This window comes from Microbacterium sp. GbtcB4 (assembly GCF_019091465.1).
Taxonomy (GTDB): domain Bacteria; phylum Actinomycetota; class Actinomycetes; order Actinomycetales; family Microbacteriaceae; genus Microbacterium; species Microbacterium paraoxydans.
The window spans coordinates 52866-75991 of sequence record NZ_JAGXJJ010000006.1; the positions used below are offsets into that span (position 1 = coordinate 52866).

Annotated in this window: 20 protein-coding genes; 9 read left to right on the plus strand and 11 right to left on the minus strand. The window is 73.2% G+C overall.

Features of this window, described 5'->3' with window-relative positions; genetic code table 11:
• Positions 1 to 62: 62 nt before the first annotated feature.
• Complete coding sequence (locus tag KVS71_RS11165) at positions 63 to 1163, minus strand: substrate-binding domain-containing protein (protein ID WP_060922876.1); 1101 nt, start codon at positions 1161 to 1163, stop codon at positions 63 to 65.
• Positions 1160 to 2995: a heparinase II/III family protein gene (locus KVS71_RS11170; RefSeq protein ID WP_217584561.1), complete on the minus strand. Its 1836-nt coding sequence runs from the start codon at positions 2993 to 2995 to the stop codon at positions 1160 to 1162. The genes KVS71_RS11165 and KVS71_RS11170 overlap by 4 nt, the downstream gene beginning before the upstream one ends.
• A gap of 136 nt (positions 2996 to 3131) precedes the next feature.
• Here KVS71_RS11170 and KVS71_RS11175 point away from each other — a divergent pair, with 136 nt between their 5' ends.
• Both KVS71_RS11175 and KVS71_RS11180 read left to right on the plus strand, forming a co-directional pair.
• Entirely contained in the window at positions 3132 to 4145 is a 1014-nt protein-coding gene (locus tag KVS71_RS11175) for a hydroxyacid dehydrogenase (RefSeq protein ID WP_217584562.1), read from the plus strand.
• Positions 4142 to 6097 (plus strand): DUF2264 domain-containing protein, encoded by a 1956-nt coding sequence (locus KVS71_RS11180; RefSeq protein WP_217584563.1) that lies wholly within the window; start codon positions 4142 to 4144, stop codon positions 6095 to 6097. Before KVS71_RS11175 ends, KVS71_RS11180 begins: the two co-directional genes overlap by 4 nt.
• A 6-nt stretch (positions 6098 to 6103) precedes the next feature.
• Here the strand turns inward: KVS71_RS11180 and KVS71_RS11185 are convergent, their stop codons facing one another.
• On the minus strand, positions 6104 to 7093 hold the full coding sequence (locus KVS71_RS11185; RefSeq protein ID WP_254635692.1) for a LacI family DNA-binding transcriptional regulator: 990 nt from the start codon (positions 7091 to 7093) through the stop codon (positions 6104 to 6106).
• Between the two features lie 81 nt (positions 7094 to 7174).
• On the opposite strand from KVS71_RS11185, the gene galT reads away from it, so the two are divergent.
• From galT to galE, 3 genes are read left to right on the plus strand one after another with little or no spacing between them, the layout of a single operon-like run.
• A complete protein-coding gene (gene galT, locus KVS71_RS11190; protein WP_368874682.1) occupies positions 7175 to 8362 on the plus strand; it encodes a galactose-1-phosphate uridylyltransferase in 1188 nt (395 codons plus the stop codon).
• Positions 8359 to 9543 carry a galactokinase gene (gene galK / locus KVS71_RS11195; protein WP_217584564.1) on the plus strand — a complete coding sequence of 395 codons (1185 nt, stop codon included), beginning with the start codon at positions 8359 to 8361 and terminating at the stop codon, positions 9541 to 9543. The genes galT and galK overlap by 4 nt, the downstream gene beginning before the upstream one ends.
• A 46-nt stretch (positions 9544 to 9589) precedes the next feature.
• Positions 9590 to 10567 (plus strand): UDP-glucose 4-epimerase GalE, encoded by a 978-nt coding sequence (gene galE, locus KVS71_RS11200; RefSeq protein WP_217584565.1) that lies wholly within the window; start codon positions 9590 to 9592, stop codon positions 10565 to 10567.
• Between the two features lie 2 nt (positions 10568 to 10569).
• On the opposite strand, the gene KVS71_RS11205 is transcribed toward galE, so the two are convergent.
• Genes KVS71_RS11205 through KVS71_RS11215 form a run of 3 tightly spaced genes read right to left on the minus strand, consistent with a single transcriptional unit; the run spans position 10570 to position 13987 of the window.
• A complete protein-coding gene (locus KVS71_RS11205) occupies positions 10570 to 11895 on the minus strand; it encodes an MFS transporter (protein ID WP_217584566.1) in 1326 nt (441 codons plus the stop codon).
• Entirely contained in the window at positions 11892 to 12818 is a 927-nt protein-coding gene (locus KVS71_RS11210; protein WP_217584567.1) for a polysaccharide deacetylase family protein, read from the minus strand. The genes KVS71_RS11205 and KVS71_RS11210 overlap by 4 nt, the downstream gene beginning before the upstream one ends.
• 23 nt (positions 12819 to 12841) lie before the next feature.
• Positions 12842 to 13987, minus strand: a complete 1146-nt coding sequence (locus KVS71_RS11215) for an ROK family transcriptional regulator (RefSeq protein WP_217584568.1) — start codon at positions 13985 to 13987, stop codon at positions 12842 to 12844.
• Positions 13988 to 14155: 168 nt separating this feature from the next.
• Between KVS71_RS11215 and KVS71_RS11220 the strand changes: the two genes are divergently transcribed.
• Positions 14156 to 14683: a GNAT family N-acetyltransferase gene (locus tag KVS71_RS11220; protein WP_217584569.1), complete on the plus strand. Its 528-nt coding sequence runs from the start codon at positions 14156 to 14158 to the stop codon at positions 14681 to 14683.
• A gap of 13 nt (positions 14684 to 14696) precedes the next feature.
• Here KVS71_RS11220 and KVS71_RS11225 read toward each other — a convergent pair whose 3' ends face one another.
• Complete coding sequence (locus tag KVS71_RS11225) at positions 14697 to 16145, minus strand: gamma-aminobutyraldehyde dehydrogenase (protein ID WP_254635693.1); 1449 nt, start codon at positions 16143 to 16145, stop codon at positions 14697 to 14699.
• A gap of 99 nt (positions 16146 to 16244) precedes the next feature.
• Here KVS71_RS11225 and KVS71_RS11230 point away from each other — a divergent pair, with 99 nt between their 5' ends.
• Genes KVS71_RS11230 through KVS71_RS11240 form a run of 3 tightly spaced genes read left to right on the plus strand, consistent with a single transcriptional unit; the run spans position 16245 to position 18489 of the window.
• Complete coding sequence (locus KVS71_RS11230) at positions 16245 to 16712, plus strand: Lrp/AsnC family transcriptional regulator (RefSeq protein WP_025105441.1); 468 nt, start codon at positions 16245 to 16247, stop codon at positions 16710 to 16712.
• 26 nt (positions 16713 to 16738) lie between these two features.
• Positions 16739 to 18142: an FAD-dependent oxidoreductase gene (locus tag KVS71_RS11235; protein WP_217584570.1), complete on the plus strand. Its 1404-nt coding sequence runs from the start codon at positions 16739 to 16741 to the stop codon at positions 18140 to 18142.
• Positions 18139 to 18489 (plus strand): cupin domain-containing protein, encoded by a 351-nt coding sequence (locus KVS71_RS11240; protein ID WP_217584571.1) that lies wholly within the window; start codon positions 18139 to 18141, stop codon positions 18487 to 18489. The genes KVS71_RS11235 and KVS71_RS11240 overlap by 4 nt, the downstream gene beginning before the upstream one ends.
• Before the next feature lie 23 nt (positions 18490 to 18512).
• Here KVS71_RS11240 and KVS71_RS11245 read toward each other — a convergent pair whose 3' ends face one another.
• The 4 genes from KVS71_RS11245 to KVS71_RS11260 all read right to left on the minus strand — a co-directional run bounded on the left by KVS71_RS11245 (position 18513) and on the right by KVS71_RS11260 (position 23124).
• A complete protein-coding gene (locus KVS71_RS11245; RefSeq protein ID WP_217584657.1) occupies positions 18513 to 19430 on the minus strand; it encodes a site-specific DNA-methyltransferase in 918 nt (305 codons plus the stop codon).
• 101 nt (positions 19431 to 19531) lie between these two features.
• Positions 19532 to 20581: a biotin/lipoate A/B protein ligase family protein gene (locus tag KVS71_RS11250; protein ID WP_217584572.1), complete on the minus strand. Its 1050-nt coding sequence runs from the start codon at positions 20579 to 20581 to the stop codon at positions 19532 to 19534.
• Between the two features lie 33 nt (positions 20582 to 20614).
• Positions 20615 to 21352, minus strand: a complete 738-nt coding sequence (locus KVS71_RS11255; protein WP_217584573.1) for a DUF1684 domain-containing protein — start codon at positions 21350 to 21352, stop codon at positions 20615 to 20617.
• A 917-nt stretch (positions 21353 to 22269) separates the two neighbouring features.
• Positions 22270 to 23124, minus strand: a complete 855-nt coding sequence (locus KVS71_RS11260; RefSeq protein ID WP_217584574.1) for an alpha/beta hydrolase — start codon at positions 23122 to 23124, stop codon at positions 22270 to 22272.
• Positions 23125 to 23126: the final 2 nt, after the last annotated feature.

Below are 23126 nucleotides of genomic sequence, written 5' to 3' on the forward strand. Positions count from 1 at the left end.
GGGGAATCTTGGTAAGCGCTTTCCGAGATCATGGCATGAGACGCACGACCTCGCAACCGTCCCTAGCGCGGAGGGGCCGTGCTGGCGCGCACGTGCAGCGCCGGAGCCACCTCCACGCGCTCCGCGGGCCGCGCCGCCCCCTCGCGCAGGCGCTCGCGGATGAGCTCGACCGCACGGCGCCCGACGTGCTGCTTCGGCGGCCGCAGCGCAGTGAGGGGTGGGGACCCGTGCTCGGCGACCTCATCGTCGTAGGCGATGAGCGAGAGGTCGTCGGGCAGCCGCCAGCCCGCGTCCTGCAGGTGCTGCTGGAGCAGGAGCGCCTGCGGGTCGGAGTGCACGAGCAGCGCCGTCGCCCCCGTCTCACGGATCTCGGCGAGCACCGCCGAGACCACCTCCGCCTGCACCGCCCCCTCCATCCGGTCCAGCGCCGCGTCGCGGTCCACCGTCACCGTGAGCCCGAGCTCGGCGACGGCCCGCGACCAGCCCTGCCGCAGCCCGGCGGAGGTCGGCGACTGCGGCGAGGTGAGGATCCCGACCCGCCGGTGTCCGAGCGCGGCGAGGTGCCCGGCGGCGAGCGCGCCTCCGAACGCGTGGTCGGTCGCCACGGTCTGCATCCGGGTGAGGGCGAGAGCCGGCGGGGTCCGGCGCTCCACGAGCACGACCGGCACCGGGAGCGTGTCCAGCCAGGAGAGCAGCGCATGGCCATCGGCGCCCTGCGTCTCGGGGGCCACGATGAGCCCGTGCACGGTTCCGGATTCCAGGAGCGCCGCGATCTGGCGGCGTTGGTCCTGAGCGGCGTAGCTGGCCCCGCGGAGCACGAGCTGCACCCCCGCCTCCATCCCAGCGCTCCGGGCGCCGACGACCACCTGCGGCCAGTAGTAGCTCAGCGACGGCACCACCATCCCGATGCGGAACTGCGGCCCGGGGAGGGCGGCCCGCGCGACGGTCGTGTCCAGCGCGCTCCGCAGCACCGCACCCCCGTGCACCCTGGTCAGCAGCCCGCGGTCCGCCAGCATCGTGATGTCGCGGCGGATGGTGAGCTCCGCCACCCCGAAGTCGCGGGCGAGATCGGCCACGCGCACCGCCCCCGTGCGGCGCAGCTCGTCCAGGATCCGTTCCCGGCGGGAGAGGCCGAAACGCGGGGTCGGGCGCTCCTCGGTCATGCCGCCCTCCCCTGCAGCTCCCAGCGCTCCGGACGGTCGAGCGGTGCGAAGAGGACGCGCGAGACCACCGGCCCCCACGAACGCTCCAGGAGCGCATCGTCCACGGCCCTGCTCTCGACGACGACGTCCGCCGGATCGTGGGCGATGCGCAGACCCCGCTTCCCCTCCGGACCCGGGAGGAGGACGCCGTCACCGTGCACCTCGGGCGTCCCCGCGCACACGAGAACGAGGCGGGTCGCCGGGTCGGCGAGCGCCGGACTCTCGTCGCGCACGGTCACCGCACCACCGCGCAGCAGCACCGTCCGCAGCCACGGGTCGCCGCCCGGGAACGCCGCACCGAGGTCGAGGGTCCAGCCGTCGCTCCGCGCCTGCACCGCGGCCCGCCAGGCGCCGCCCGGCTGTTGCTCGCGCCCGCGGACCAGCGGCGTGGAGTGCCAGCCGCTGGTGACGTGCCACAAGCGGTAGCGGGCATCCGAGAAGGTCGCCGCGGTGTACGTCGCCCGACCGACGTCGATCACGACCGGGACGCCGTCGACCGCGATCGCGACCGTGCCGAGGTCGTTGTGGTTGTGGTTCTCGTCGTTGCGACCGCCCTTGACGACGACCGCGAGCCCCCGCGGATCCCCGCTCCGCTCACGGCGCAGACCCACGCCGAGGGAGGCGAACTCGACGCGCCCGGGCAGGGGCGCAGGCCCCGGATGCGCCGCCTGCCAGTCGGCGTCGAACAGCTCGGCCAGCGTCCGGCCGAGACCGGCGACGACATCGGCCTCGTCTCCGATGACGCGCCCCGGACGGCGGTGCCGCGCGGCGAACGCGGCCGTCGCCTCCAGACCGCACAGGACGGCGGCCCGGTGGAGCACGGACCACGGGAGGGCCTCCCCTGTGCGCGCCTCCGCATCCGAGAAGCTCGCCACCCACCCCTCCCCGAGCTGCACGCGCTCCGGGAAGAGGGCGAGCTCCCGCAGCCCGGCGAGGCGTCCGTCCCGGATCGCAGCGGCCACTGCTCCGGCGGTGAGCGCGTCGAGGAGGCCGAGCGCATCGAACGCCCGCCCCGCTCCCTGCCACCAGTAGGCGAAGCCCTCGTCGATGCCGCCGTCGGCGGGAAGCTGGGCGAGATAGCGATCGAGGCCGTCGATGCTGAGGGCGAGCACCCGCGCACGCAGCGGTTCGTCCGCGAAGGCGAGCGCCGCCGGCAGCAGGTTGCCGTGGATCCACGGCGCCCAGTTGTGCACGCGTTCCTCCGACCCCTCCCACGCCCACTCGCGGCGGTCGACGAACGGGCGCAGCACCCGGCGGACCGTCTCGTCCCGTACCCGTGCGACCAGACCGGGCGCGTGCGCGTCGAGAGCCTCGCCGAGCACCAGCACTGCCCACCCCGCCAGCGCCGCCGCCTCCCCCGCGCCGAGGTCGAGGACGCGGCGCTCGATGTCGGGGGCGCGCCGCCCGCGGGCGAACGCGTCGTCGTGAGCGGGCCAGCACCAGGTCGACTGCTCGACCAGGAGCCACAGTCCGTCCGCCACCTCGTCCAGCCGCTCGGCCGCCGGGTCGACGGCAGCGGCCAGGACGGCGCGACGGAGCCGGAGGTCGCGACGGAACACCGCCCCCTCCCAGCCGGCTCGGTCACCGGTGCGGGCGTAGGCGGCCCACTGCGAGAGGAGCGGTTGCGCCCAGGCGGTGCCGCGCTCGCCGTCCGCCGCCGCCAGGATGGTCGCGCGGAGTTCGGGTGCCACGGACGTCCATGTCCCGCGGTCGGTGCTCGGCGGCACGACGGGCCGATCGACGGCGCCGTGCTCTCGCCACAGATCGCTCAGGGTGCCGCGGGGGATCAGCATCCGGTTCTCGCCTTCATTGTTCGAGTCTGTTCGATCAGCAGGGTTTCGGTTCGATCACGTTGCCTGCACTCGAACGCACAGTCTTCACTGGAACCGCGCGCTTCGGCAAGCGCATACCCGAGACCCGCGGAGACCCATGACCCCTCGACCAGTCGTCCTCGCCGCTCTCTCGACGGAGGCGTGGGACCTCGTGTTCGACGATGCGCGGCGCGCCCGCCTGCAGACCCTCGCCGCGCCCGGCGGTCCGGTACACGCCCCCGCTCTCGACGCCCCGACGCTGGACGACCGCCTCGCCGCCGTGGAGGTCCTGGTGACGGGATGGGGCGCTCCGGTCCTGGACGCGCCCCTGCTCGATCGGCTCCCCCGGCTGCGCGCGGTGTTCCACGCGGCGGGAAGCGTGCGCGGCCTCGTGTCCGACGCGTTCTGGGAGCGCGACATCCTGCTCACCTCGGCCGCCGAGGCCAACGCGGCCCCGGTCGCGGAGTACACGCTCGCGATGATCCTGCTCGCCGGCAAGCGCGCCCTCCTCCCGCTCCGTGCGGACGACGCGCAGCACGACCTGCGCGTCGGGCCTCGCGTCGGCGGGCGCATCGGCAACCTCGACCGCACGGTCGGCATCGTCGGGTTCTCCCGCATCGGCCGCCGCGTCGTCGACCTGCTGCGGCCCTTCCCCGGCCTTGAGGTGCTCGTCGCCGACCCGTACGCGGATCCCGAGGAGGTGGCCGCGGCCGGTGCCCGGCTCGTCCCGCTCGACGCCCTGCTCCCCGCCGTCGATCTGCTCTCCCTGCACGCACCCGCCCTGCCCGCGACGCGGGGGATGATCGGCCGCGCGCAGCTCGTGGCCCTGCGCGACGGCGCCACGGTGCTCAACACCGCGCGGGGCGCCCTCCTCGATCACGAGGCGCTTCTCGCGGAGTGCGCCGCCGGTCGCCTCGACGCGATCCTCGACGTCACGGACCCGGAGCCGCTTCCGCCCGACCACCCGCTGCTGCACCTGCCGAACGTCGCGGTCACCCCGCACCTCGCCGGCTCCCTCGGCACCGAGGCGCACCGGCTGGCCGACGCCGCCCTCGACGAGCTGGAGGCGTGGGTGACCGGCCTTCCGCCGCGGCACCCCGTGCACCGCGCCGACCTCGCGCACAGCGCATGACCCTCCTCGCGCTGCCTCTGGACGACCGCGCGCTCTCCCCGTACACGGGATGGACGCGTGCGCACCTGATGACGGTGGCCGATGCAATCCTCGACGGGGCCGCCCGACATGCGAGCCCGGCGGGTGCGGGCATCCGCTACCCCGGCGCCCCCGGTGGCTTCGGCTCGGCGGTCGATGCGCTCGAGGGATTCAGCCGCACGTTCCTGTTGGCCGCGTTCCGCATCGCCGGCGACCCGCTCGGCACGGAGTCGCTGGCCGACCGGTACGCCCGGGGCCTCGCTGCCGGTGTCGACCCCGACGGTGCCGAACGGTGGCCGCGCCCTGATGAGGTCGACCAGGCGAAGGTCGAGGCGGCGGCGCTCGCGGTGGGCCTGCACCTCACGCGCGACACGGTGTGGGCGCGCCTCGACGACACGGCACGGACCCACACCGTGGACTACCTCGCGAAATTCGTCGGCGGCAGCTACCCGCCGAACAACTGGGCGTGGTTCCGGGTGCTCGTCGAGCAGTTCCTGGAGAGCGTCGGCGGGCCGACTTCCGCCGCGGACCGCGCCGCCGACCTCGCACTCCTCGACGGCTTCGAACGCGCGGGCGGCTGGAGCGCGGACGGTGCCGCCCGGTCGTTCGACCACTACGCCGGCTGGGCGCTGTCCTTCTATCCGCTGCTCTGGGCGGACATGGTCGGCGAGGAGCCGCGGCACACGGACCGGGTCGCCCGGTACCGCCGCCGGCTCGACGCGTTCCTCGACGACGCGCTGCACCTCGTCGGCGCCGACGGGGGACCGCTCCTTCAGGGGCGCAGCCTCACCTACCGCTTCGCCACGGCGGCCGCGGCCGGGGTGGCCGCGTTCAGCGGCACGTCCCGGCACCACCCCGGCCTGCTGCGCCGCGCGATGAGCGGGCAGGTGCGGCACTTCGCCGACCGGGGCGCGCCGGACGCGACCGGAGTTCTCCCTCTCGGCTGGCACGGACCCTGGCGTCCGCTCGCCCAGGACTACTCCGGCCCCGGCTCCCCGTACTGGGCGGCGAAGGGCCTTCTGCCCCTCGCGCTTCCCGCCGCGCATCCGTTCTGGACCGCCGTCGAGCAGCCCCTGCCGATCGATCGGGGTCCGTTCGCCCGCGTCCTCCTCGCCCCGGGATGGCTGGCGACGGGCACCGCGGACGGCATCGTGCGGGTGGTCAACCACGGCACCGACCACCGCACGCCGGGTGCCCACCAGCCGGATGCGCCGTTGTACGCGAAGCTCGGATACTCCACGGCGGCCGCCCCCGTTCTCGCCGGCCCCGGGGCACGCGACCCGCTCGACGGCACGGTCGCCGTGGTGCGCGGGGGCCGAGCGAGCCACCGCTCGGGCTTCCTGACGGGAATGCTGAGGGAGACGGACGGCACGGCGTTCGGCGGTTCCTCCGGCCCCGTGCACTGGCACGACGGCGTCCGCTCGGAGTTCGACGTCGGCGGAGGCGGCGCGGCCGCCGAGACGACGATCGGCCCCGTGGTCGATGTGGTGTCGGTGGTACGCGGACCGTGGGAGGTGCGGCTCGTGCGGGTCCGGTCGGGCGCGAGGACGGAGGGGGCGATCCACGACGGCGACGTCCTCCGCATCGGCGGGTGGGCGCTATCCGCCCCCATCGTCGTCGAGACCGGCCCCGCGGCCGTCGCCGCCCTCACTCCCGGCGGGGAGACGCAGAGCCGGGTGGTCGGCCTCCACGGCCTCGACGACGCGACCGCAGGCGTCCGGCGGGAGCGGGACGTGACGCCGCTCGGCCCGGAGACCGCCACCCCGTGGCTCTCCGCGGCGGTGCGGCCCGACGCCTGGATCGCGGCGGGCGTGCTGCTCGGGAGTTCGCCCGGGGCTCCCCGGCTCGATCTGCGGCAGGACGATGTGACGGTGTCGTGGCCGGACGGCGCCGCGACGACCCTTCACCCCGAGGAGTTCCTGCCCCGCGGTTGAGCGTCGTCAGCGGCGTGCCGTGCTCGCCCGCTCCACGAGCCGGGTCGGCACCACCACGGGTACTGCGGGATCCGTTGCCGTCCCGTCGCCCTCCACAGCCGCGATGAGGGCGGTGACCGCCCGCTGCGCGAGCGCCGGGAAGTCCTGCCGGACGGTCGTGAGCGGCGGGAGGAAGTTCGCCGCCTCCGGGATGTCGTCGAAGCCCACCACGCTGACGTCGCCGGGCACCGCGCGCCCGGACTCCGCCACGGCCCGCAGCAGCCCGAGCGCCATCTGGTCGTTGGCGCAGAACACCGCGGTCGCCCCAGCCAGGGCCGCAGCCGCGGCGAAGCCCGACTCCGCGCTCCAGTCCCCGCGCACGACCTGCGGTGGCAGGACGCCGGCATCCGCCAGGGCCTCGCGCCAGCCCCGCTCGCGCTCGGCGGCGGCGAAAGAGCCCGCCGGTCCCGCGAGGTGGTGGACGGTCTCGTGCCCGAGATCGAGGAGGTGGCGGGTGGCGGCTTGCGCTCCCGCGGCATGATCGCTGTGCACCACGGCCACTCCGGCGCCGGCGGGGGCATCCACGACGACGAGGTGCAGCTCCGGCGGCAGGGTCGCGGCGGGGACGAGCGCGGACGCCTCGTTCAGCACGACAGCCCCGTCCACGCCCTGATCGGCGAGCCGGGCGAACGCGGCATCCAGTCCGTCCGCGGCCGTGACGACCGTGAGCGCGTAGCCACGCTCCGCCGCCGCCTCGGCCGTGGACTGCAACATGCGCGAGTTGCCGACCGTGGCGAGGGTGGTCACGACGAGGCCGATGGTGTGGCTGCGGCCGGTGCGCAGGGCCCGCGCGGCCCGGTGCGGCCGGTATCCCAGTTCTGACATCGCGGCCTCGACCCGCGCCCGGGTGTCCGGATCGACGCGCGGGCTGCCGTTGACGACGCGGGACACGGTCTGCCCGGAGACGCCAGCACGCGCCGCCACGGTCGCCATGGAGACGCGAGCAGCGGTCGCCATCGGGCGCTTCTCGACCACGGATCCTCCGTTCACAACTCAGTGATGTTGACGTTAGCACGGCGCCCCACTTAGCATGTTGACGTGAACACGCCCGAATCTCCTGAGATCCGCACCGAGCTTCTCGGCGCCGGCGTCGTCAAACGCGCGACGACCCTCGCCGACGGCCGTGACCTCATCTACTACGACGATCCGGACACCACTCTGGGTGCCGAGCGGTCGGTCGACGCCCGCACCCTGGCACCTCGACCGGACACCGCGACCATGCGGCTCGACGTGCTCACGGGCGACTGGATCACCGTCGCCGCCAACCGCCAGAACCGCGTCATGATGCCGGGAGCCGACGCCGACCCGCTCGCGCCGCAGACGCCGGGGAATCCTTCCGAGGTGCCGTCCCGGTACGACGTGGCCGTGTTCGAGAACCGCTCCCCCGCGTTCGGCCCCGCCCTTGCCGAGCCGGTCGGCCCCGCCCCCGGGGCGACGAACCCCCCGCGCGGCCTCGACGACCTCGCGGCCCTCGGACTCGGGCGCACCCGTACCGCCGTCGGCCGCTGCGAAGTCGTGTGCTTCAGCCCCGAGCACTCCGGCTCCTTCGGGACGCAGACCGAGACCCGCGCCCGCACCGTGATCGAGGCCTGGGCCGACCGCACCGCCGCCCTGTCCGCCCTCCCCGGCATCCAGCAGGTCTTCCCGTTCGAGAACCGGGGCGAGGCGATCGGCGTCACGCTCCCCCACCCGCACGGCCAGATCTACGCGTACCCCTACGTGACCCCACGCACCGCCCGGGTGCTGGACGCGGTCGACCGCACCCCGCCCGACCTCTTCGCCCGCATCCTCGCCGAGGAGCAGGCGTCCGAGCGGGTGGTGTTCCGCGGCGAGCACTGGACGGCGTTCGTGCCCTTCGCGGCGCGGTGGCCGCTCGAGGTGCATCTCATGCCGCATCGGCACGTGCCGGACCTCGCCGAGACCACAGCGGAGGAGCGCGACGAGCTCGCCCCGCTCTACCTCCGCCTCCTCCGCGGCGTCGACGCGCTCTACGACAGTCCGACGCCGTACATCGCCGCCTGGCACCAGGCCCCCGTCCACGTCGGCCGCGACACCGTGCGCCTGCACCTGCAGCTCACGAGCCCGCGCCGCGCCGCCGACAAGCTCAAGTTCCTCGCGGGTTCCGAGGCCGCGATGTGGGCGTGGGCCGCCGAGGTCGCGCCCGAGCAGGGCGCCGCCCGACTCCGCGAAGCCCTCGCCCGCACCGATCAGGAAGCCTCCGCATGACCTCCGCACACGACGCCGCCGCCGAGCTCTTCGCCGCTCTCGCCGGGCGCACCCCGGACGGCGTGTGGTCGGCACCGGGACGCGTGAACCTCATCGGCGAGCACACCGACTACAACGACGGCTTCGTGCTCCCGTTCGCCATCCCGCAGCGGACGGTCGCCGCGGTCGGTCGTCGCGCCGACGGTCGGCTCCGCGTCGCCTCGACCTTCGCGGACGAGCCAGTGGAAGTGGACCTCGACGAGCTGGACCGCCTCTTCCCCACCCCGCCCGGGACGGAGCCCGCGGTGCCGGAGTGGGCCGCCTACCCGCTGGGCGTCGCCTGGGCGCTCCGTGCAGTGGCCGGCATGACCGCGGTCTCCGGCCTGGACATCGCGATCGCCTCCGACGTCCCGGTCGGCGCCGGGCTCTCGTCGTCCGCCGCGATCGAGGGCGCGACGGCCGCGGCACTGAACGAGCTCTGGGACACCGGTCTCGACGCCGTGACCCTCGCCCGCGTCGGGCGGACGGCCGAGAACGAGGCCGTCGGCGCGCCCACCGGCATCATGGACCAGATGGCCTCGATGCTCGGGGAGCCCGACGCCGCGATCTTCCTCGACTGCCGCTCCCTCGCCGCCGAGGTCGTGCCGCTGGGCATGGCAGACGCCGGCCTCGCGGTGCTCGTGATGGACACCCGCGTCACGCACGCGCACTCCACCGGCGGCTACCGGGAACGCCGCGCCGCATGCGAACGCGGAGCCGCGATCCTCGGCGTGCCCGCGCTGCGCGACGTCGCCGTGGCCGACCTCGCCCGCGCCGAGAGTTTGATGGACGACGTGACCTTCCGCCGCGTGCGCCACATCGTCACGGAGAACCAGCGCGTGCAGGACACCGTGGCGACGCTGCGCACCGCGGGCGCACGCGGCATCGGCGACCTCCTCGTCGCGTCCCACGCGTCGATGCGCGACGACTTCGAGATCTCCACGCCCGAGCTCGACGCCGCCGTGGAGACCGCCCTCACCGCGGGCGCGGTGGGTGCACGCATGACCGGCGGCGGGTTCGGGGGTGCCGCGATCGCCCTCGTCGACCGCGACGCCGTGCCCCACCTCGCCGATGCGGTGCGGGGGCGGTTCGCCGCGGAGGGCTTCGTCGCCCCGCACCTGTTCGAGGTCAGCCCGTCCGCAGGTCCGCGCCGCGACGCCTGACACAATGAAGGGTCGAGCCGCCACCGCCGCGGCAGGAGAGGAACGCATGTCCTGGATCGTCACCGGCGGCGCCGGCTACATCGGTGCCCACGTCATCCGCGCCCTCGCGGAGGCCGGCCTCTCCCCCGTCGTGCTGGACGACCTGTCCAGCGGCGTGGCCTCGTTCGTGCCGGAGGGCGTGCCGTTCGTGCGGGGCAGCATCCTCGACCGCGCCCTCGTCGAGGAGACGCTGCGCACCCACGAGGCGGAGGGCGTGATCCACGTCGCGGGCTACAAGTACGCCGGAGTCTCGGTCCAGCGCCCGCTGCACACCTATGCCCAGAACGTGGAGGGGACGCGGATCATCCTCGAGGCGATGGCGGCGGCGGGTGTCGCGAACATCGTCTTCTCGTCTTCGGCGGCCGTGTTCGGCACCCCGGACGTCTCCCTCGTCGTCGAGGACACCGCCAAGCGGCCCGCGAGCCCCTACGGCGAGTCGAAGCTCATCGGAGAATGGCTGCTCCGCGATCAGGCGATCGCCACCGCCGACTCCGACCGCCCGCTGCGCCACACCTCGCTGCGGTACTTCAACGTCGTGGGCTCGGCCGACCCGACGGTCTACGACGTCAGCCCCCACAACCTCTTCCCCATCGTCTTCGAGGCGCTGATCGAGGGCCGCACTCCCAAGATCTTCGGCGACGACTACGACACCCCTGATGGCACGAACGTCCGCGACTACGTGCACGTGGGTGACATCGCCGCCGCCCATGTCGCCGCGGCGCAGCGCCTGGCCTCGGGTGCTCCGATCGAGCCCGCGTACAACCTCGGCTCCGGCGATGGCCTCAGCGTGAAGCAGATCATGGATGCGGTCGCCCGCGTCACCGGCATCGACTTCACCCCGGAGATCGGCCCTCGCCGCCCCGGCGACCCGGATCGGATCGTGGCGACCGGCGAGCTCGCGGCCCGCGACCTCGACTGGACCATGCGCTACACGGTCGACGAGATGGTGCGCACGGGCTGGGAGGCCCGCCGCGCCGCCGGCTGACCTCACACGTCGCGGGTGCGGAGCGGGTAGAGCCAGAAGCACAGCCATCCGACGGCGGTGAACGCCAGCGGGATGACCGCCAGCATGAGCCGGATGCCGCCGTCGACGGCCTCCGGCTGCGCGTCGCCGAGCTCGGCGTCGAAGCCGGTCGCGGTCAGCACGGCCGCGGCGACGATCGCCTGGAGGACGACGGAGCCGCGGACGACGAAGCCGTTCACGCCGAAGTAGGCGCCCTCGCGGCGGTGGCCCGTGCGATGCGCGTCGTCGTCGATGATCTGGGCGAGCATGACCTCGAGGAGCTGCAGCAGCCCGCCGACGCCGACCCCGACCGCGATCCCGACGAGAGCCGCCGCCCCCACGGAGGTCGGGATGAGGTACCCGAGCACCGCGACCCCGAACACCCCGACGCTCCAGAGCAGGGCCGTGCGCGGGGAGGTGCGCCGGACCACCGCGCTCCACAGCACGATCGACGGGATCGCCGTGAGGAAGATGGCGCCGAGCAGGAGGCTCCCCTCGCCCTCGGCCGCCCCCAGCGAGTAACGGACGTAGAAGGGGACGGCGGCGAGGATCACGGCGATCGAGGTCTGCACGCAGAGCGAGCCCAGCACGTACGGCACGAAGGCGCGGTTACGGAACGTGTAGACGAGCTGATCCCGCCAGCGCATCGCCTCGGAGGCGGCCTCCGGCACCCGGCGCTCGATCATCCCGCCGAGGAACGACCAGGCGAGCAGCACGAGACAGACACCGGACAGCACGAGCGCCATCCCCGGCCAGCCGATCGCGTCATAGAGCGCGGGGGCTCCGGCCGTGCCGAGCACCATGCCGAGGATCGCGAAGATCTGCCGCGGCACGTTCCCGCGGGCGCGCTCCTCCGTGGTGCGGAAGATCTCCGGGAACAGCGCGGAGATGTTCAGCACCACCACGACGAAGGCGATGTCGTAGACCGCGACGACCACGAGGAACCACACGATGAGCCCGGCCGCCGGGAGCGCGGGCGGCATCCAGACGAGGGCGAAGGCGACGACGAGCGGCACGATGCCGAGCCCGATCCACGGGATGCGGCGGCCCCACGGCGTGCGGATCCGGTCGGAGAGCGCCCCGACGACCGGGTTGAGCGCCGCGTTGAGGATGCCGTGCGCGATCATCGCCGCCGCCACCCACCCCGCGGGGACGGCGAGGTGCGAGACGTAGAAGTACACGACGAACGCCGAGAACGTCTGCGTCATCAACTGCGTCGGGAACCCCGAGGCCCCGAAGGCGATGGTCTGGGAGCGGGTGGGAGCGGCGTCGAGACGGCGGTCGCGCAGCCGTTCGCCGAGCGTCGTCATCGGGCGTCTCCCCGCTGTAGTTCCCGCAGCGCGCGCCAGCCGACGCGGACCAGGCCCTCCTCGGCGATGGTCTGCTGCACGAGAGGGTCGTCGAGCAGCCGCAGCTCGTAGCCGCGCTTGGCCGCCGCGAAGTCCACCGCCGCGCGCAGCTCCTCGCCGTCGGCCATCGGGTGCAGGTAGATCTCGGTGACCCCGGGCGGAACGGCGCGCAGCACCGCGAGGAAGCCGTCTCGGACCTGCTCGTACGACTCCTCGTCGGCGGTGCCCTCGCCGCGCAGCTCGAACGGGTGCGTCCACAGCCGGTCGACGATCTCGACGCCGAACGCATCGGCCACCGCCGCGGCCTCGGTGAGCTTCGCCTGCAGCATCGGATCGGCGTCCGCCCCCTCCATCTCGCGGGGCAGGCGGAAGGGGAGGCCATGCCGGGCGGCGAGCTCGAAGACGGCGCGCAGGAAGTCGCGGCCGGTCAGCAGCCCGTAGACGGAGCCCATGTGGTTGTCGAGGTGGGTCACGTCGACGCCGGCATCGAGCGCGGTCTGCAGCTGGGCGGCGATCTCGGCCGCGACGTCCGCTTCGGAGGCGTGCTGCTCCACCGTCGCGACGTCGGCGGGGAAGTAGCCGTCGGCGTCGACCAGGGTCGAGGCCCCGGTGAGCGGACGCCATCGGTACCGGCGCCACTCGCTCGTGAGCACGAGGTGCACGCCCACGTCGAGGTCCGGGTGGGCAGCGGCGAAGGCGAGCGCTTCCGGGGACCACGCGCAGGGCACCATCACCGTCGCCGAGTCGATCCGGCCGCGCACGAGGAGAACGGAGATCGCGGCGTTCGCGGCATGGCACATCCCGAAGTCGTCGGCGTTGAGGATGACCGCCCTGGCTCCGGACGGCAGTCCGAGTCGGTCGGCGAGGGCGGAGGAGGCGGTCATGGCGTGTCCTGTCGGGCGGGCGGTCAGCGGCCGGCGGCGGCTGCGCGGGCGGGGGTGAGGATCCGGGTGAAGACGTCGGCACGGAGCGCGGAGGCCGCCTCGCCCACGGCTCCGACGAGCGGCGCCTCCGGCCCGAACGCCGAGGCGAGGAAGCGGAGCGGCAGCTGCGCGGAGAACTCGTCCGCGACGCGCTCGATCGCGTCCAGGAGCGCCGGGTGCACCGCCTCCCCGCCGAGGATGAAGGCCTCGGGATCGAGCACGAGCGCGACGCTGCCCGCCGCGAGGAAGAGCCGCCGTCCGATCTCGGCGACGAGGGCCTGCGCCGCCTCGTCGCCGTGCCGCGCCGCCTCCAGGTGGGCGAGGAACGGCGCGTCGACATCCAGTCCGAGGCCGAGAGCGAGGTCCCGCACCACCGTGGCGCCCGCGACCGGGGCGCCGATGGGGACCGGCGTCTGCGGGAGGTACATCACCTCGCCCGCCACTCCGGAGAACCCGCGATGCAGCGCCCCGTCGATCACGATGCCGGCGCCGAGGTCGTCGTCGAGCAGCAGGAGCGCGAAGCTCGAGAGGTCGATGCCGACGCCGCTGGTCGACTCGGCGAGCGCGGCGAGGTTGACGTCGTTCTCGACGCGGACCGGGCAGTCGAGGGCGGCCGCGAGAGCCGCGCGGAAGGCGCCGCCGTCCGGCCCCTGGTCGTCGCGGATCGCGCCGTCGGCGGCCACGATCCCGGGCACTCCGACGACGGCGAGGTGGAGCGCGCCCTTCACGGATCGACGGCAGGCCGTGACGAGCGCGGCGATGTGCGCGACCCGGTCTTCGCCCACGGGGAAGGCTCCGTGCCGTTCGGCCCTGACCGCGCCGGTGGCGTCGACGAGGACGACGTGGGCGGCGTGATGGTCCACGTGCACGGCGGCCGCGAAGCCGAGGGCCGGGTGCAGCGCGACACGGCCGGCCGCCGGCCCGCGGGTGTCGCGGTCCACCCCGGCCGCGGTGACCGCCCCGGCGCTGTCGAGCATCCGGAGCACCTGGGTCACGGCCGTGCGGGAGAGGCCGGTCGCCGCCATGAGCTCGGCCCGGGTCTGCGGTCCGCTCCGGGCGAGGCGCTCGAGGATCGCGCGGCCGTTGAGTGTACGAAGCAGGGTCTGCGGTCCTGCGAGGGGTCGTGACATGCGGCGGAACCTCTGGGGGGTCGATTCTCGTGCGGAGTCGGTGCCCGCCAGCCTGCCACATCGCGTCGCACCCGTCGACCCGTCTTCTCCGGCCGGGTCGCCTGCACCGGGTCACCGAGTACCGGGAGGGGACGGAAGGACGTCGGCGGGCGCGCATAGGGTGGAGGGATGACGCCCCTGGTGATCCGAGACGCCGTCGCCGACGATGCCGAGGCCGTGGCCGGAGTGCACGTGCGCTCGTGGCAGGCGGCCTACGAGGGCCTCATCGACCAGGAGGTGCTGGACGGGTTGTCCGTCTCGGAGCGGGCCGACGGGTGGCGCCGCATCTTCGCCGACCCGCTGCCCACGAGCCTCGGGACCCTGGTGGCCGAGCGCGACGGCACCGTCGTCGGCTGGGCGTCGTTCGGCTCCGGCCGCGACCCCGACGGCCCGGACGACGCCGAGCTGTACGGCATCTACGCCGACCCGACCGCGTGGTCGACGGGGGCGGGGCACGCCCTCCTCGACGCCGCCGAGCAGCGCATGATCGACGCCGGCCACACCCGCGCCTACCTCTGGGTGCTCGACGGCAACGACCGCGCCGACGGCTTCTATGCCCGGCACGGGTGGGAGCTCGACGGGGCCACGAAGATCGATCAGCGCCCGCAGTTCACGCTCCGCGAGCACCGCCGCGTCAAGCACCTCGCCCCGCGCTGAAGCGGTCCCGCCGTCAGTCGAGCGCGCTCATCACGTGCTTGACGCGGGTGTAGTCGTCGAAGCCGTACTGCGACAGGTCCTTCCCGTATCCGGAGTGCTTGAAACCGCCGTGCGGCATGTCCGACACGAACGGGATGTGGGTGTTGATCCAGACGCACCCGAAGTCGAGATCCCGGGAGAAGCGCATGGCGCGGGCATGATCGTGGGTCCACACCGACGCGGCGAGCGCGTACGGCACGTCGTTCGCCATCGCGAGCGCCTCCTCCTCGGTGTCGAAGGGCTGGACGGTGAGCACGGGACCGAAGATCTCCCCCTGCACGACCTCGTCGTCCTGCTGCACGCCGGTCACGACGGTCGCCTCCCAGAAGTAGCCCCGGTCACCCTGCCGCGCCCCGCCGGTCGCAACCGTCGCATGCCCGGGAAGCCGGTCGACGAAGCCCTGCACCTGCGCGAGCTGGGCCGCGCTGCTCAGCGGTCCGTACAGCACGCCCTCTTCGTCCGGCGCCCCGGTCCGCGCGTGCGTGCGGGTCCGCTCCACCAGTGCCGCGACGAGCTCGTCGTGCACCGACGCGTGCACGAGCACCCGGGTCGCCGCGGTGCAGTCCTGCCCCGCGTTGAAGAAGGCCCCCGTGACGATACCCTCGACCGCCTTCTCGATCGACGCGTCGGGGAAGACGATCGCGGGCGCCTTGCCGCCGAGCTCCAGGTGCACGCGTTTGACGTCGTCGGCCGCCGAGCGGGCCACGGCCATGCCCGCGCGCACCGAGCCGGTGATGGCCACCATCTGCGGCGTCGGATGCTCGACGAGGGCCGCTCCGGTCTCACGGTCGCCGAGCACGATGTTGAGGGTGCCGGCGGGGGTGTGGCGCGCGACGATCTCCGCGAGCAGCAGGGTGGTGAGCGGCGTGGACTCCGCCGGCTTCAGCACGACCGTGTTCCCGGCGGCGAGCGCGGGAGCGATCTTCCACACCGCCATGTTCAGGGGGTAGTTCCACGGCGTCACCTGCCCGATCACGCCGATCGGCTCCCGGCGCACGAAGGAGGTGTGCCCGGGGAGGTACTCCGCGGCGGCTCGACCCTCGAGGCTCCGCGCGGCGCCGGCGAAGAACCGCAGCTGGTCCACGGACTGCAGGATCTCGTCGGCGACGATCGTCGCCCGCGGCTTGCCGGTGTCCTTCGACTCGAGGTCGGCGAACTCCTCGGCCCGCGCGGCCATCTCCTCGGCGATGCGGAACAGCGCGAGCTGGCGCGCAGACGGCGGGGTGTCCCGCCAGATCGGGAACGCCGCCGCGGCCGCGGCATACGCGGCATCCACGTCGGTGCGGTCGGAGATCGGGATCTCGCCGTAGGCTTCCTCCGTCACCGGATCGATGAGCGGCAGGCGCCCGCTCCCCGCTGCGGTGACGGCGCGACCGCCGATGAAGTTCTGCAGGGGCACGGTCATCGTCGACGGTGAGGACATAGCGCCATGGTAGCCATCAGAACGCGGAATCTGTAGCTTTTCGTCCACAGATCGACGGATTCGGTTGCGCAGCCCCCATCCGAGTGTCACGATCGGTACATGAGTCCGAAGACGCCTCCCCCCGCCCTCGACGACATCTCGAAGCGCATCGTCGAGCTGCTGCAGGAGGACGGTCGGCGTCCCTATGCGGAGATCGCCCGGGAGGTGGGGCTCAGCGAGGCCGCGGCCCGCCAGCGGGTGCAGCGGCTGACCGAATCGGGCCTGATCCAGATCGTCGCCGTGACCGACCCGCTGCAGCTCGGCTTCCACCGCATGTCGATGATCGGGATCCGGGTGTCCGGCGACCCCCGCGCGATCGCGGAGGAGCTCACGGCGATCCCGGAGCTCGCGTACGTCGTGGTCACTCTCGGGACGTTCGACATCCTCGTCGAGGCGGTGTGCGAGGACGACGACCACCTGCTCGACCTCATCGCCACCCGCATCCGTACCATTCCCGGCATCATCCAGACGGAGAGCCTGCTCTACGCCGGCCTCTACAAAGACCTCTACAACTGGGGAACGCGCTGAAGCGCTCCCCTCGCATCGGAGTGAACATGGGCACCACGGTCTTCGAACGCCGGCGTCCTCCGCAGTCCGTCATCGACGACGCCCTGCGCGACACCGCCCTGTCGGTCTTCTGGCTCGACGACGTCGAGCGCCCCGCGCATCCGCCGCTCCGCGGCACCGTGCACACGGACCTCGTGGTCGTCGGCGGCGGCTACACCGGACTCTGGACAGCCGTGCGCGCGAAGGAGCGGGATCCGGAGCGGAGGGTGGTCCTCCTCGAGGCGTCCCGCGTGGCCTGGGCGGCGTCCGGGCGCAACGGCGGCTTCTGCGAGTCCAGCCTCACGCACGGCCACGAGAACGGCGTGAACCGCTGGCCCGAGGAGATCGACCGTCTGGAGGAGCTGGGCCACGAGAACCTCGACAGCATCGCCGAGACCGTGCGGCGGTACGACATGGATGCCGAGTTCGAGCGGACGGGCCAGCTCGCGGTGGCCGTCGAGCCGCATCAGGTCGAGTGGCTGCGCGACGAGGAGGGCTTCCTCGGCCGGGAGGCGGTGCAGGCGGAGGTGCACTCGCCCACGTTCCTCGCCGGCGCGTGGGACCGGGACGGCTGCGCTCTCGTACACCCGGCGAAGCTGGGCCTGGAGCTCGCGCGGGTGGCCGCCGAGCTCGGCGTGGAGATCCACGAGCACAGCCTCGTCCGGCGGATCGAGGGCGCGGACTCCGGTCCGGTGACCCTCGTCACGGAGCACGGCCGGGTGACGGCCGACACGGTGGCGCTCGCGACGAACGTGTTCCCCTCGCTCCTGAAGCGCAACCGCCTCATGACGGTTCCCGTGTACGACTACGTGCTGATGACGGAGCCGCTGTCGGCCGAGCAGCTCGCGTCCATCGGCTGGCGGAACCGCCAGGGGCTCGCCGACAGCGCCAACCAGTTCCACTACTACCGCCTCACCGCCGACGACCGGATCCTGTTCGGCGGCTACGACGCGGTCTACCACTTCGGCGGCAAGGTGCGCCCCGCCTACGAGGATCGGATGGAGAGCCACCGGCGCCTGGCCTCGCACTTCTTCACCACGTTCCCGCAGCTCGCCGGCCTCCGCTTCACGCACCGCTGGGCCGGAGCGATCGACTCGTCGAGCCGGTTCTGCGCGTTCTTCGGCACCGCCCGCGGCGGCCGGGTCGCCTACGCCACGGGTTTCACCGGCCTCGGGGTCGGCGCCGCCCGGTTCGCTGCGGACGTGATGCTCGACAAGCTCGCCGGCGAGGAGACCGAGCGCACGCAGCTCCGGATGGTGCGCGAGAAGCCGATCCCGTTCCCGCCGGAGCCCGCCGCGTCCGTCGGCATCAACCTCGTCCGCGCCGCGATGGACAGGGCGGATCACAACGAGGGGCGCCGGAACCTGTTCCTGAAGACGCTCGACGCTCTCGGCATGGGGTTCGACTCGTGACCGCGCTCCCCCCGGGGGCCGTCGTCGACGCGGGGAGCCTCGCGCTGACGCACGCCCCGCTGCCCGACGAGGACGTCCGCGACGGCGCGCCGACCACGGCCTACGCGGTGCTCGACGATGCGGGCGGGATCGAGATCGGCGTGTGGGAGATGACGCCGGGCACCGCGGTGGACGTCGAGGAGGACGAGGTGTTCGTCGTGCTCTCCGGGCGCGCGACCGTGACGTTCACCGCGCCCGCGCTCCCTCCGGTGGAGCTCGGACCGGGGTCCGTGATGCGGCTCACGGCCGGCATGCGGACGGTCTGGACGGTGAGTGAGACCCTGCGGAAGGTCTCGATCGGGCTCTGACGGCCGCTTTCGACCAGGCCCGCTCAGGCCCGGCGGACCTCCGCGTGCGGGATGCGCGCGGCCATGACCCGCACCGCCTCCGGGTTGTCGTCGACGAGCACCGCCTCCCGACCGAGTGCAGAGGCCACGGCTCCGGTCGTGCCGCTGCCCGCGAAGAGGTCGAGCACCCGGTCGCCCGGCCGGCTCGACGCGGTCACGATGCGCCGCAGGACGCCCTCCGGCTTCTGCGTCGGATACCCCGTCTTCTCGCGCCCCGTGGTGGGGACGATCGTGTGCCACCACACGTCCGTCGGGAGCTTGCCGCGCGCGGCCTTCTCCGCGGTCACCAGTCCCGGCGCCATGTACGGCTCCCGGTCGACGTCGTCGGAGTTGAACACGTACGTCCGCGGGTTCTTCACGTACACCAGGATCGTGTCGTGCTTGGTGGGCCACCGCCGCCGGGACTTCGCGCCGTAGTCGTACGCCCAGATGAGCTCGTTGAGGAAGCAGTCCCGGCCGAACACCGCGTCGAGCATGACCTTCGCGTAGTGCGCCTCGCGGTAGTCCAGGTGCAGATACAGGGTGCCGTCGTCGGCGAGCAGCCGCCAGGCCTCCTCCAGCCGCGGCATGAGGAAGGCGCCGTAGTCGTCGAAGCTGTCGTCGTAGGCGCGCAGCATGCCGCGCACCCGCTCATACCGGTGCCCGTGGAAGCCGTGTCGCACCTCGGGCTCGCCGGGCGCCCGTTCAGATCCCAGGAGATCCGATGCGGTGTCGGCCGATTCGGGGCTGCTCCCGTCCGGATCCGCCGATTCTTCCTGAGTTGTGAACGTGCGGCGGGCGGTGACCACCTGCCGCTCCCGCACTCTTCCGGTGTTGAACGGCGGGTCGAGGTAGACGAGCGTGAAGGATGCGGACGGGAGGGTCGCCGCGACCGCGAGGTTGTCCCCCTCGATCACCGACACCCGCCCCGGATCCTGGACCCCTGAGCCGCCCCCTTGGGTCCCTGAGCCCGTCGAAGGGGTCCCTGAGCCTGTCGAAGGGGTCCCTGAGCCTGTCGAAGGGCTCACGGAACCCGGTGCAGCCACGCGTCGGTCGAGAACTTCGACTCCACCAGCGCCTGGGCATCGGCGTACTCGTCCGGCGTGATGCCGCCGTCCTCGGCGGAGGTGAGCGAGCGGAACGTGTCCTTGAAGCGCTCGATGATCTCGGCGCGCTCCAGTCCGGTCTGGCTGCGCAGCGGGTCGACCCGCTTGGCTGCCGAGGTCGTGCCCTTGTCGCTGAGCTTCTCGCGGCCGATGCGCAGCACCTCGGTCATCATCTGGCCGTCGATGTCGTAGGAGAGGGTGGCGTGGTGCAGCACGCCACCGTTCGCGAGGCGCTTCTGCGCGGCGCCGCCGATCTTGCCGGTCGGGCTCGCGATGTCGTTGAGCGGCTGGTAGACGGCGTCGATGCCGAGCGACCGGAGCGCCTGCAGCACCCAGTCGTCGAGGAACGCGTAGGAGTCGGCGAAGGTCATACCCGCCACGAGCGAGGCCGGCACGTACAGCGAGTAGGTGATGATCTGCCCCGCGGCCATGAGCATCGCCCCGCCGCCGGAGATGCGGCGGACGACGTCGAAGCCGTGCGTCGCAGCACCCTCGGGGTCGACCTCATTGCGGTACGACTGGAACGACCCGATGACGACGGCCGACTCGTCCCATTCCCAGATGCGCAGCGTCGGACGACGGCGCCCCTCGCCCACCCGGGAGGTGAGCACCTCGTCGAGGGCGAGGTTCATGCGCGGCGAGACCGCCTTCTCGTGGACGATCTCCCAGTCGAAGTCGCGCCACCCGGGCGCGGTGACCAGAGCGCGACGCACGGCGGTGCCCACGGCCTCGGGGCTGAAGCCGAGCAGCTGCGCCCCCTCGGGGAGGGCACCGCGGACGGCCGCGGCGATGGCCGTGGCGTCGGACTCGGCGGGGAGGCCCTCGACGGCGGCGTTGATGTCGTCGAGCGCGGAGTCCGGTTCGAGGAAGAAGTCCCCGGCGAGCCGGAACCGCGCGATCCGGTCGTTCTCGACCTCGAGGTCGACGACGACGAGCTTGCCCCCAGGAACCTTGTATTCACCGTGCACGGATCCAGCTTAAGGCGCACGCTGCCGCCGTGGTCAGCCGCCGAGCACGACCACGCGTTCCCCGGCCCTGATCGGCGTGGAGTAGCGGTTGCCGGGCGTGGGCAGGGGGCAGATGAACTGGTCGGAGAAGGCGCACGGCGGCAGGTACGCCCGGTTGAAGTCGATCACGGCGGACCCGTCGGCGGCGGGCTCGTCGACGGGGAGGAACCGGAACCGGTACGTCTCCAGCCCGTTCGTCCCGTCGGCGAAGACCGCACTCAGCGCTCCGCTCCCGCTGCGGGTGACCGTGAGCTCGCGCGGGGCCCCGGCGAGCTCGAACCGCAGGCGTCCGGCGATCGGGGTCTCGCGCTCCTCGCCGTCGACCGCCGTGACGACGATCCGCTCGTCTGGCGCGGGCTCGAACGTGGCCGGGATCCGCCATCGTTCGTCGGGGGCGTAGGCGTCGATCGCCGTGAACCACTCCCGCTGCGGACGAGCGGGGTTCCAGACGCGGAGGGCCAGCAGTCCGTTGCGGTCGAACACACGCAGCTCGCGCCGCCCGAGGCGCAGGGTCTGGGTGCCGCGGAGGGTGACGACCGACCCCGACGGTCCCAGTTCGCTGCCGCGGATGCCGCCGTCCCCGGTGAGGGCCCAGAGTCCGGGCACGCCGTCGACCGCGGCGGGTTCGGTGATGAGCCAGTTCGTGGACTCCAGCGCGGACGGCCCGTACTCCGACCCCGCATAGCGCTCGCGCGCCGCGTGCCACTCATGCCAGTCGGTCAGGAAGCTCATCGCCGCGGGCCCTCCCCCTCGCTCGTGCGGATGTGCCCCGAATCTAGAGCTGCCCCCACGGCCCGTGGCCTCCCTCCGTCACACGCCTTCACCCCGCGTCATCCCGCGTCACACTCCCTCCGCCCTCAGCCCCGTCCCTCAGCCCCGCCCCTCCCTCCCGTCCGTCCCTCCCTCCCGTGCGGGATCAAACCCGCCCCTCCCCGCCCCCTCCCCCGCCCGTTCCTGATCCCGCCCCCGGCGCGCAGCCCGCCACCCCTCCCGCGCGGGATCAAAACCGTCCCCCTGGCACCGCGCTCCGCGCCCGTTCCTGATCCCGCCACCCGGACACGCCCGCCACACACCTCCCTCGGGATCGAAACCGCACCCGCCATCCCGTCCTCCAGCCCATTTCTGATCCCGCCACCGCGCGGCCCTCGGCCACGCGTACGCTCCGAACTCACCACCACCGCCCCGATCAGCGGCGCGGCCACCGGCGTACCCGCTCACCGCGTGTGTTCGAAAACGCTCTCCCGCCGCCCACCCCGGGCCCGAAAGTGATCCCGCACTGGGCCGGAGGGAGGCACGAACGTTGTCCCGGAGTGGGGTGAGGCGCCCGCGATCTCGACGATGAGCGCGGGCGCCAACGCACCCGCTCACCGCGCGTGTTCGAAAACGCTCTTTCGCAGCCCGTCGCAGGGCCGAAAGTGATCCCGCGAGACGGCCCGCGGCCCGAAAGTGATCCCGCGGGATGGCCGGAGGCGCGAACGTGATCCCGACACGTCGCCGCAGACGCTGCCTCGTCGACGCGCGCCGAGGCCCCACACTCGTCGCGAGCGCAAGAACGCGCCTCTGGGACGTGTTCCGGGCACCAAAGTGATCCCGGACGGAAGGCGCGAAAGTGATCCCGGACGGAACGGGCCGACCGGGGCGGCGGGGGGTCAGCGGGCCGGGATGTGGGCGTCGAGCCAGGCGAGCACGTCGGCGCGCACCTCGTCCTGCTGGAGCTCCTGGAAGATCTCGTGCCGCGCGTCGGGGTAGACGAGGGTCGTGACGTCCGTGAGCCCGGAGCGTCGGCGGTACGCGTCGGCGAGCTTGTGGACGCTGCGGGGACCGCCGACCGGATCGTCACGGCCGACGAGGAGGAGCACCGGGAGGTCGCGCGCGAGGTGCTTCGCCGGACGCCCGTAGAGTCGCGCCGCGTCGAGCAGGCCGAAGAGCTTGAGCAGCGGCACTCCCGTCGTGAGCGGATCCTCCTCGAAGGCCTTCCACACCGCGGGGTCACGGCTCAGCCACTCGTATCCGGTCGCGTCGTCGGCGGCCCACGCGGCGTTCAGCGGCGCCGGGTTCAGGGAGCGAGGCGTGCGCAGCGCCGAGCCCGACAGGATGACCGCATCGAAGGCCTCCGCGTGCTCGTTCACCAGCATCTGCGCGAGGAACGACCCCCACGAGTGCCCGAGGAGCACGAGCGGGAGGTCGGGGTTCTCGTCGCGGATGATGCCGGTCAGCTGCCAGACCGCGTCCTTGGCCGCCCGGAGTCCCCCGGGACCGAGCCGTCCGAGGCGGGCGGGGTCGCCGTGCTGGCGCATGCCGGTGCGCCCGTGCCCGCGATGGTCGTCGGCGTAGACGGTGAATCCCGCTCCAGTGAGTGTGGCGATCAGCGCGGGATACCGTCCCGCGTGCTCCCCCACCCCGTGCAGGAGCTGGACGACGCCGCGGGGCGTCCCCTCCGCCGGGTGGACGTCGTAGACGATGGCGATGCCGTGGCTGTCGGTGTACTCGCGGGTCTCGGTCATGG

What these genes read in the sequence shown, in the direction of transcription:
- KVS71_RS11165 (WP_060922876.1), bottom strand. Translation starts at nt 1,163, where the DNA reads ATGACCGAGGAGCGCCCGACCCCGCGTTTCGGCCTCTCCCGCCGGGAA.
- KVS71_RS11170 (WP_217584561.1), bottom strand. Translation starts at nt 2,995, where the DNA reads ATGCTGATCCCCCGCGGCACCCTGAGCGATCTGTGGCGAGAGCACGGC.
- KVS71_RS11175 (WP_217584562.1), top strand. Translation starts at nt 3,132, where the DNA reads ATGACCCCTCGACCAGTCGTCCTCGCCGCTCTCTCGACGGAGGCGTGG.
- KVS71_RS11180 (WP_217584563.1), top strand. Translation starts at nt 4,142, where the DNA reads ATGACCCTCCTCGCGCTGCCTCTGGACGACCGCGCGCTCTCCCCGTAC.
- KVS71_RS11185 (WP_254635692.1), bottom strand. Translation starts at nt 7,093, where the DNA reads ATGGCGACCGCTGCTCGCGTCTCCATGGCGACCGTGGCGGCGCGTGCT.
- galK (WP_217584564.1), top strand. Translation starts at nt 8,359, where the DNA reads ATGACCTCCGCACACGACGCCGCCGCCGAGCTCTTCGCCGCTCTCGCC.
- galE (WP_217584565.1), top strand. Translation starts at nt 9,590, where the DNA reads ATGTCCTGGATCGTCACCGGCGGCGCCGGCTACATCGGTGCCCACGTC.
- KVS71_RS11205 (WP_217584566.1), bottom strand. Translation starts at nt 11,895, where the DNA reads ATGACGACGCTCGGCGAACGGCTGCGCGACCGCCGTCTCGACGCCGCT.
- KVS71_RS11210 (WP_217584567.1), bottom strand. Translation starts at nt 12,818, where the DNA reads ATGACCGCCTCCTCCGCCCTCGCCGACCGACTCGGACTGCCGTCCGGA.
- KVS71_RS11215 (WP_217584568.1), bottom strand. Translation starts at nt 13,987, where the DNA reads ATGTCACGACCCCTCGCAGGACCGCAGACCCTGCTTCGTACACTCAAC.
- KVS71_RS11220 (WP_217584569.1), top strand. Translation starts at nt 14,156, where the DNA reads ATGACGCCCCTGGTGATCCGAGACGCCGTCGCCGACGATGCCGAGGCC.
- KVS71_RS11225 (WP_254635693.1), bottom strand. Translation starts at nt 16,145, where the DNA reads ATGTCCTCACCGTCGACGATGACCGTGCCCCTGCAGAACTTCATCGGC.
- KVS71_RS11230 (WP_025105441.1), top strand. Translation starts at nt 16,245, where the DNA reads ATGAGTCCGAAGACGCCTCCCCCCGCCCTCGACGACATCTCGAAGCGC.
- KVS71_RS11235 (WP_217584570.1), top strand. Translation starts at nt 16,739, where the DNA reads ATGGGCACCACGGTCTTCGAACGCCGGCGTCCTCCGCAGTCCGTCATC.
- KVS71_RS11255 (WP_217584573.1), bottom strand. Translation starts at nt 21,352, where the DNA reads ATGAGCTTCCTGACCGACTGGCATGAGTGGCACGCGGCGCGCGAGCGC.
- KVS71_RS11260 (WP_217584574.1), bottom strand. Translation starts at nt 23,124, where the DNA reads ATGACCGAGACCCGCGAGTACACCGACAGCCACGGCATCGCCATCGTC.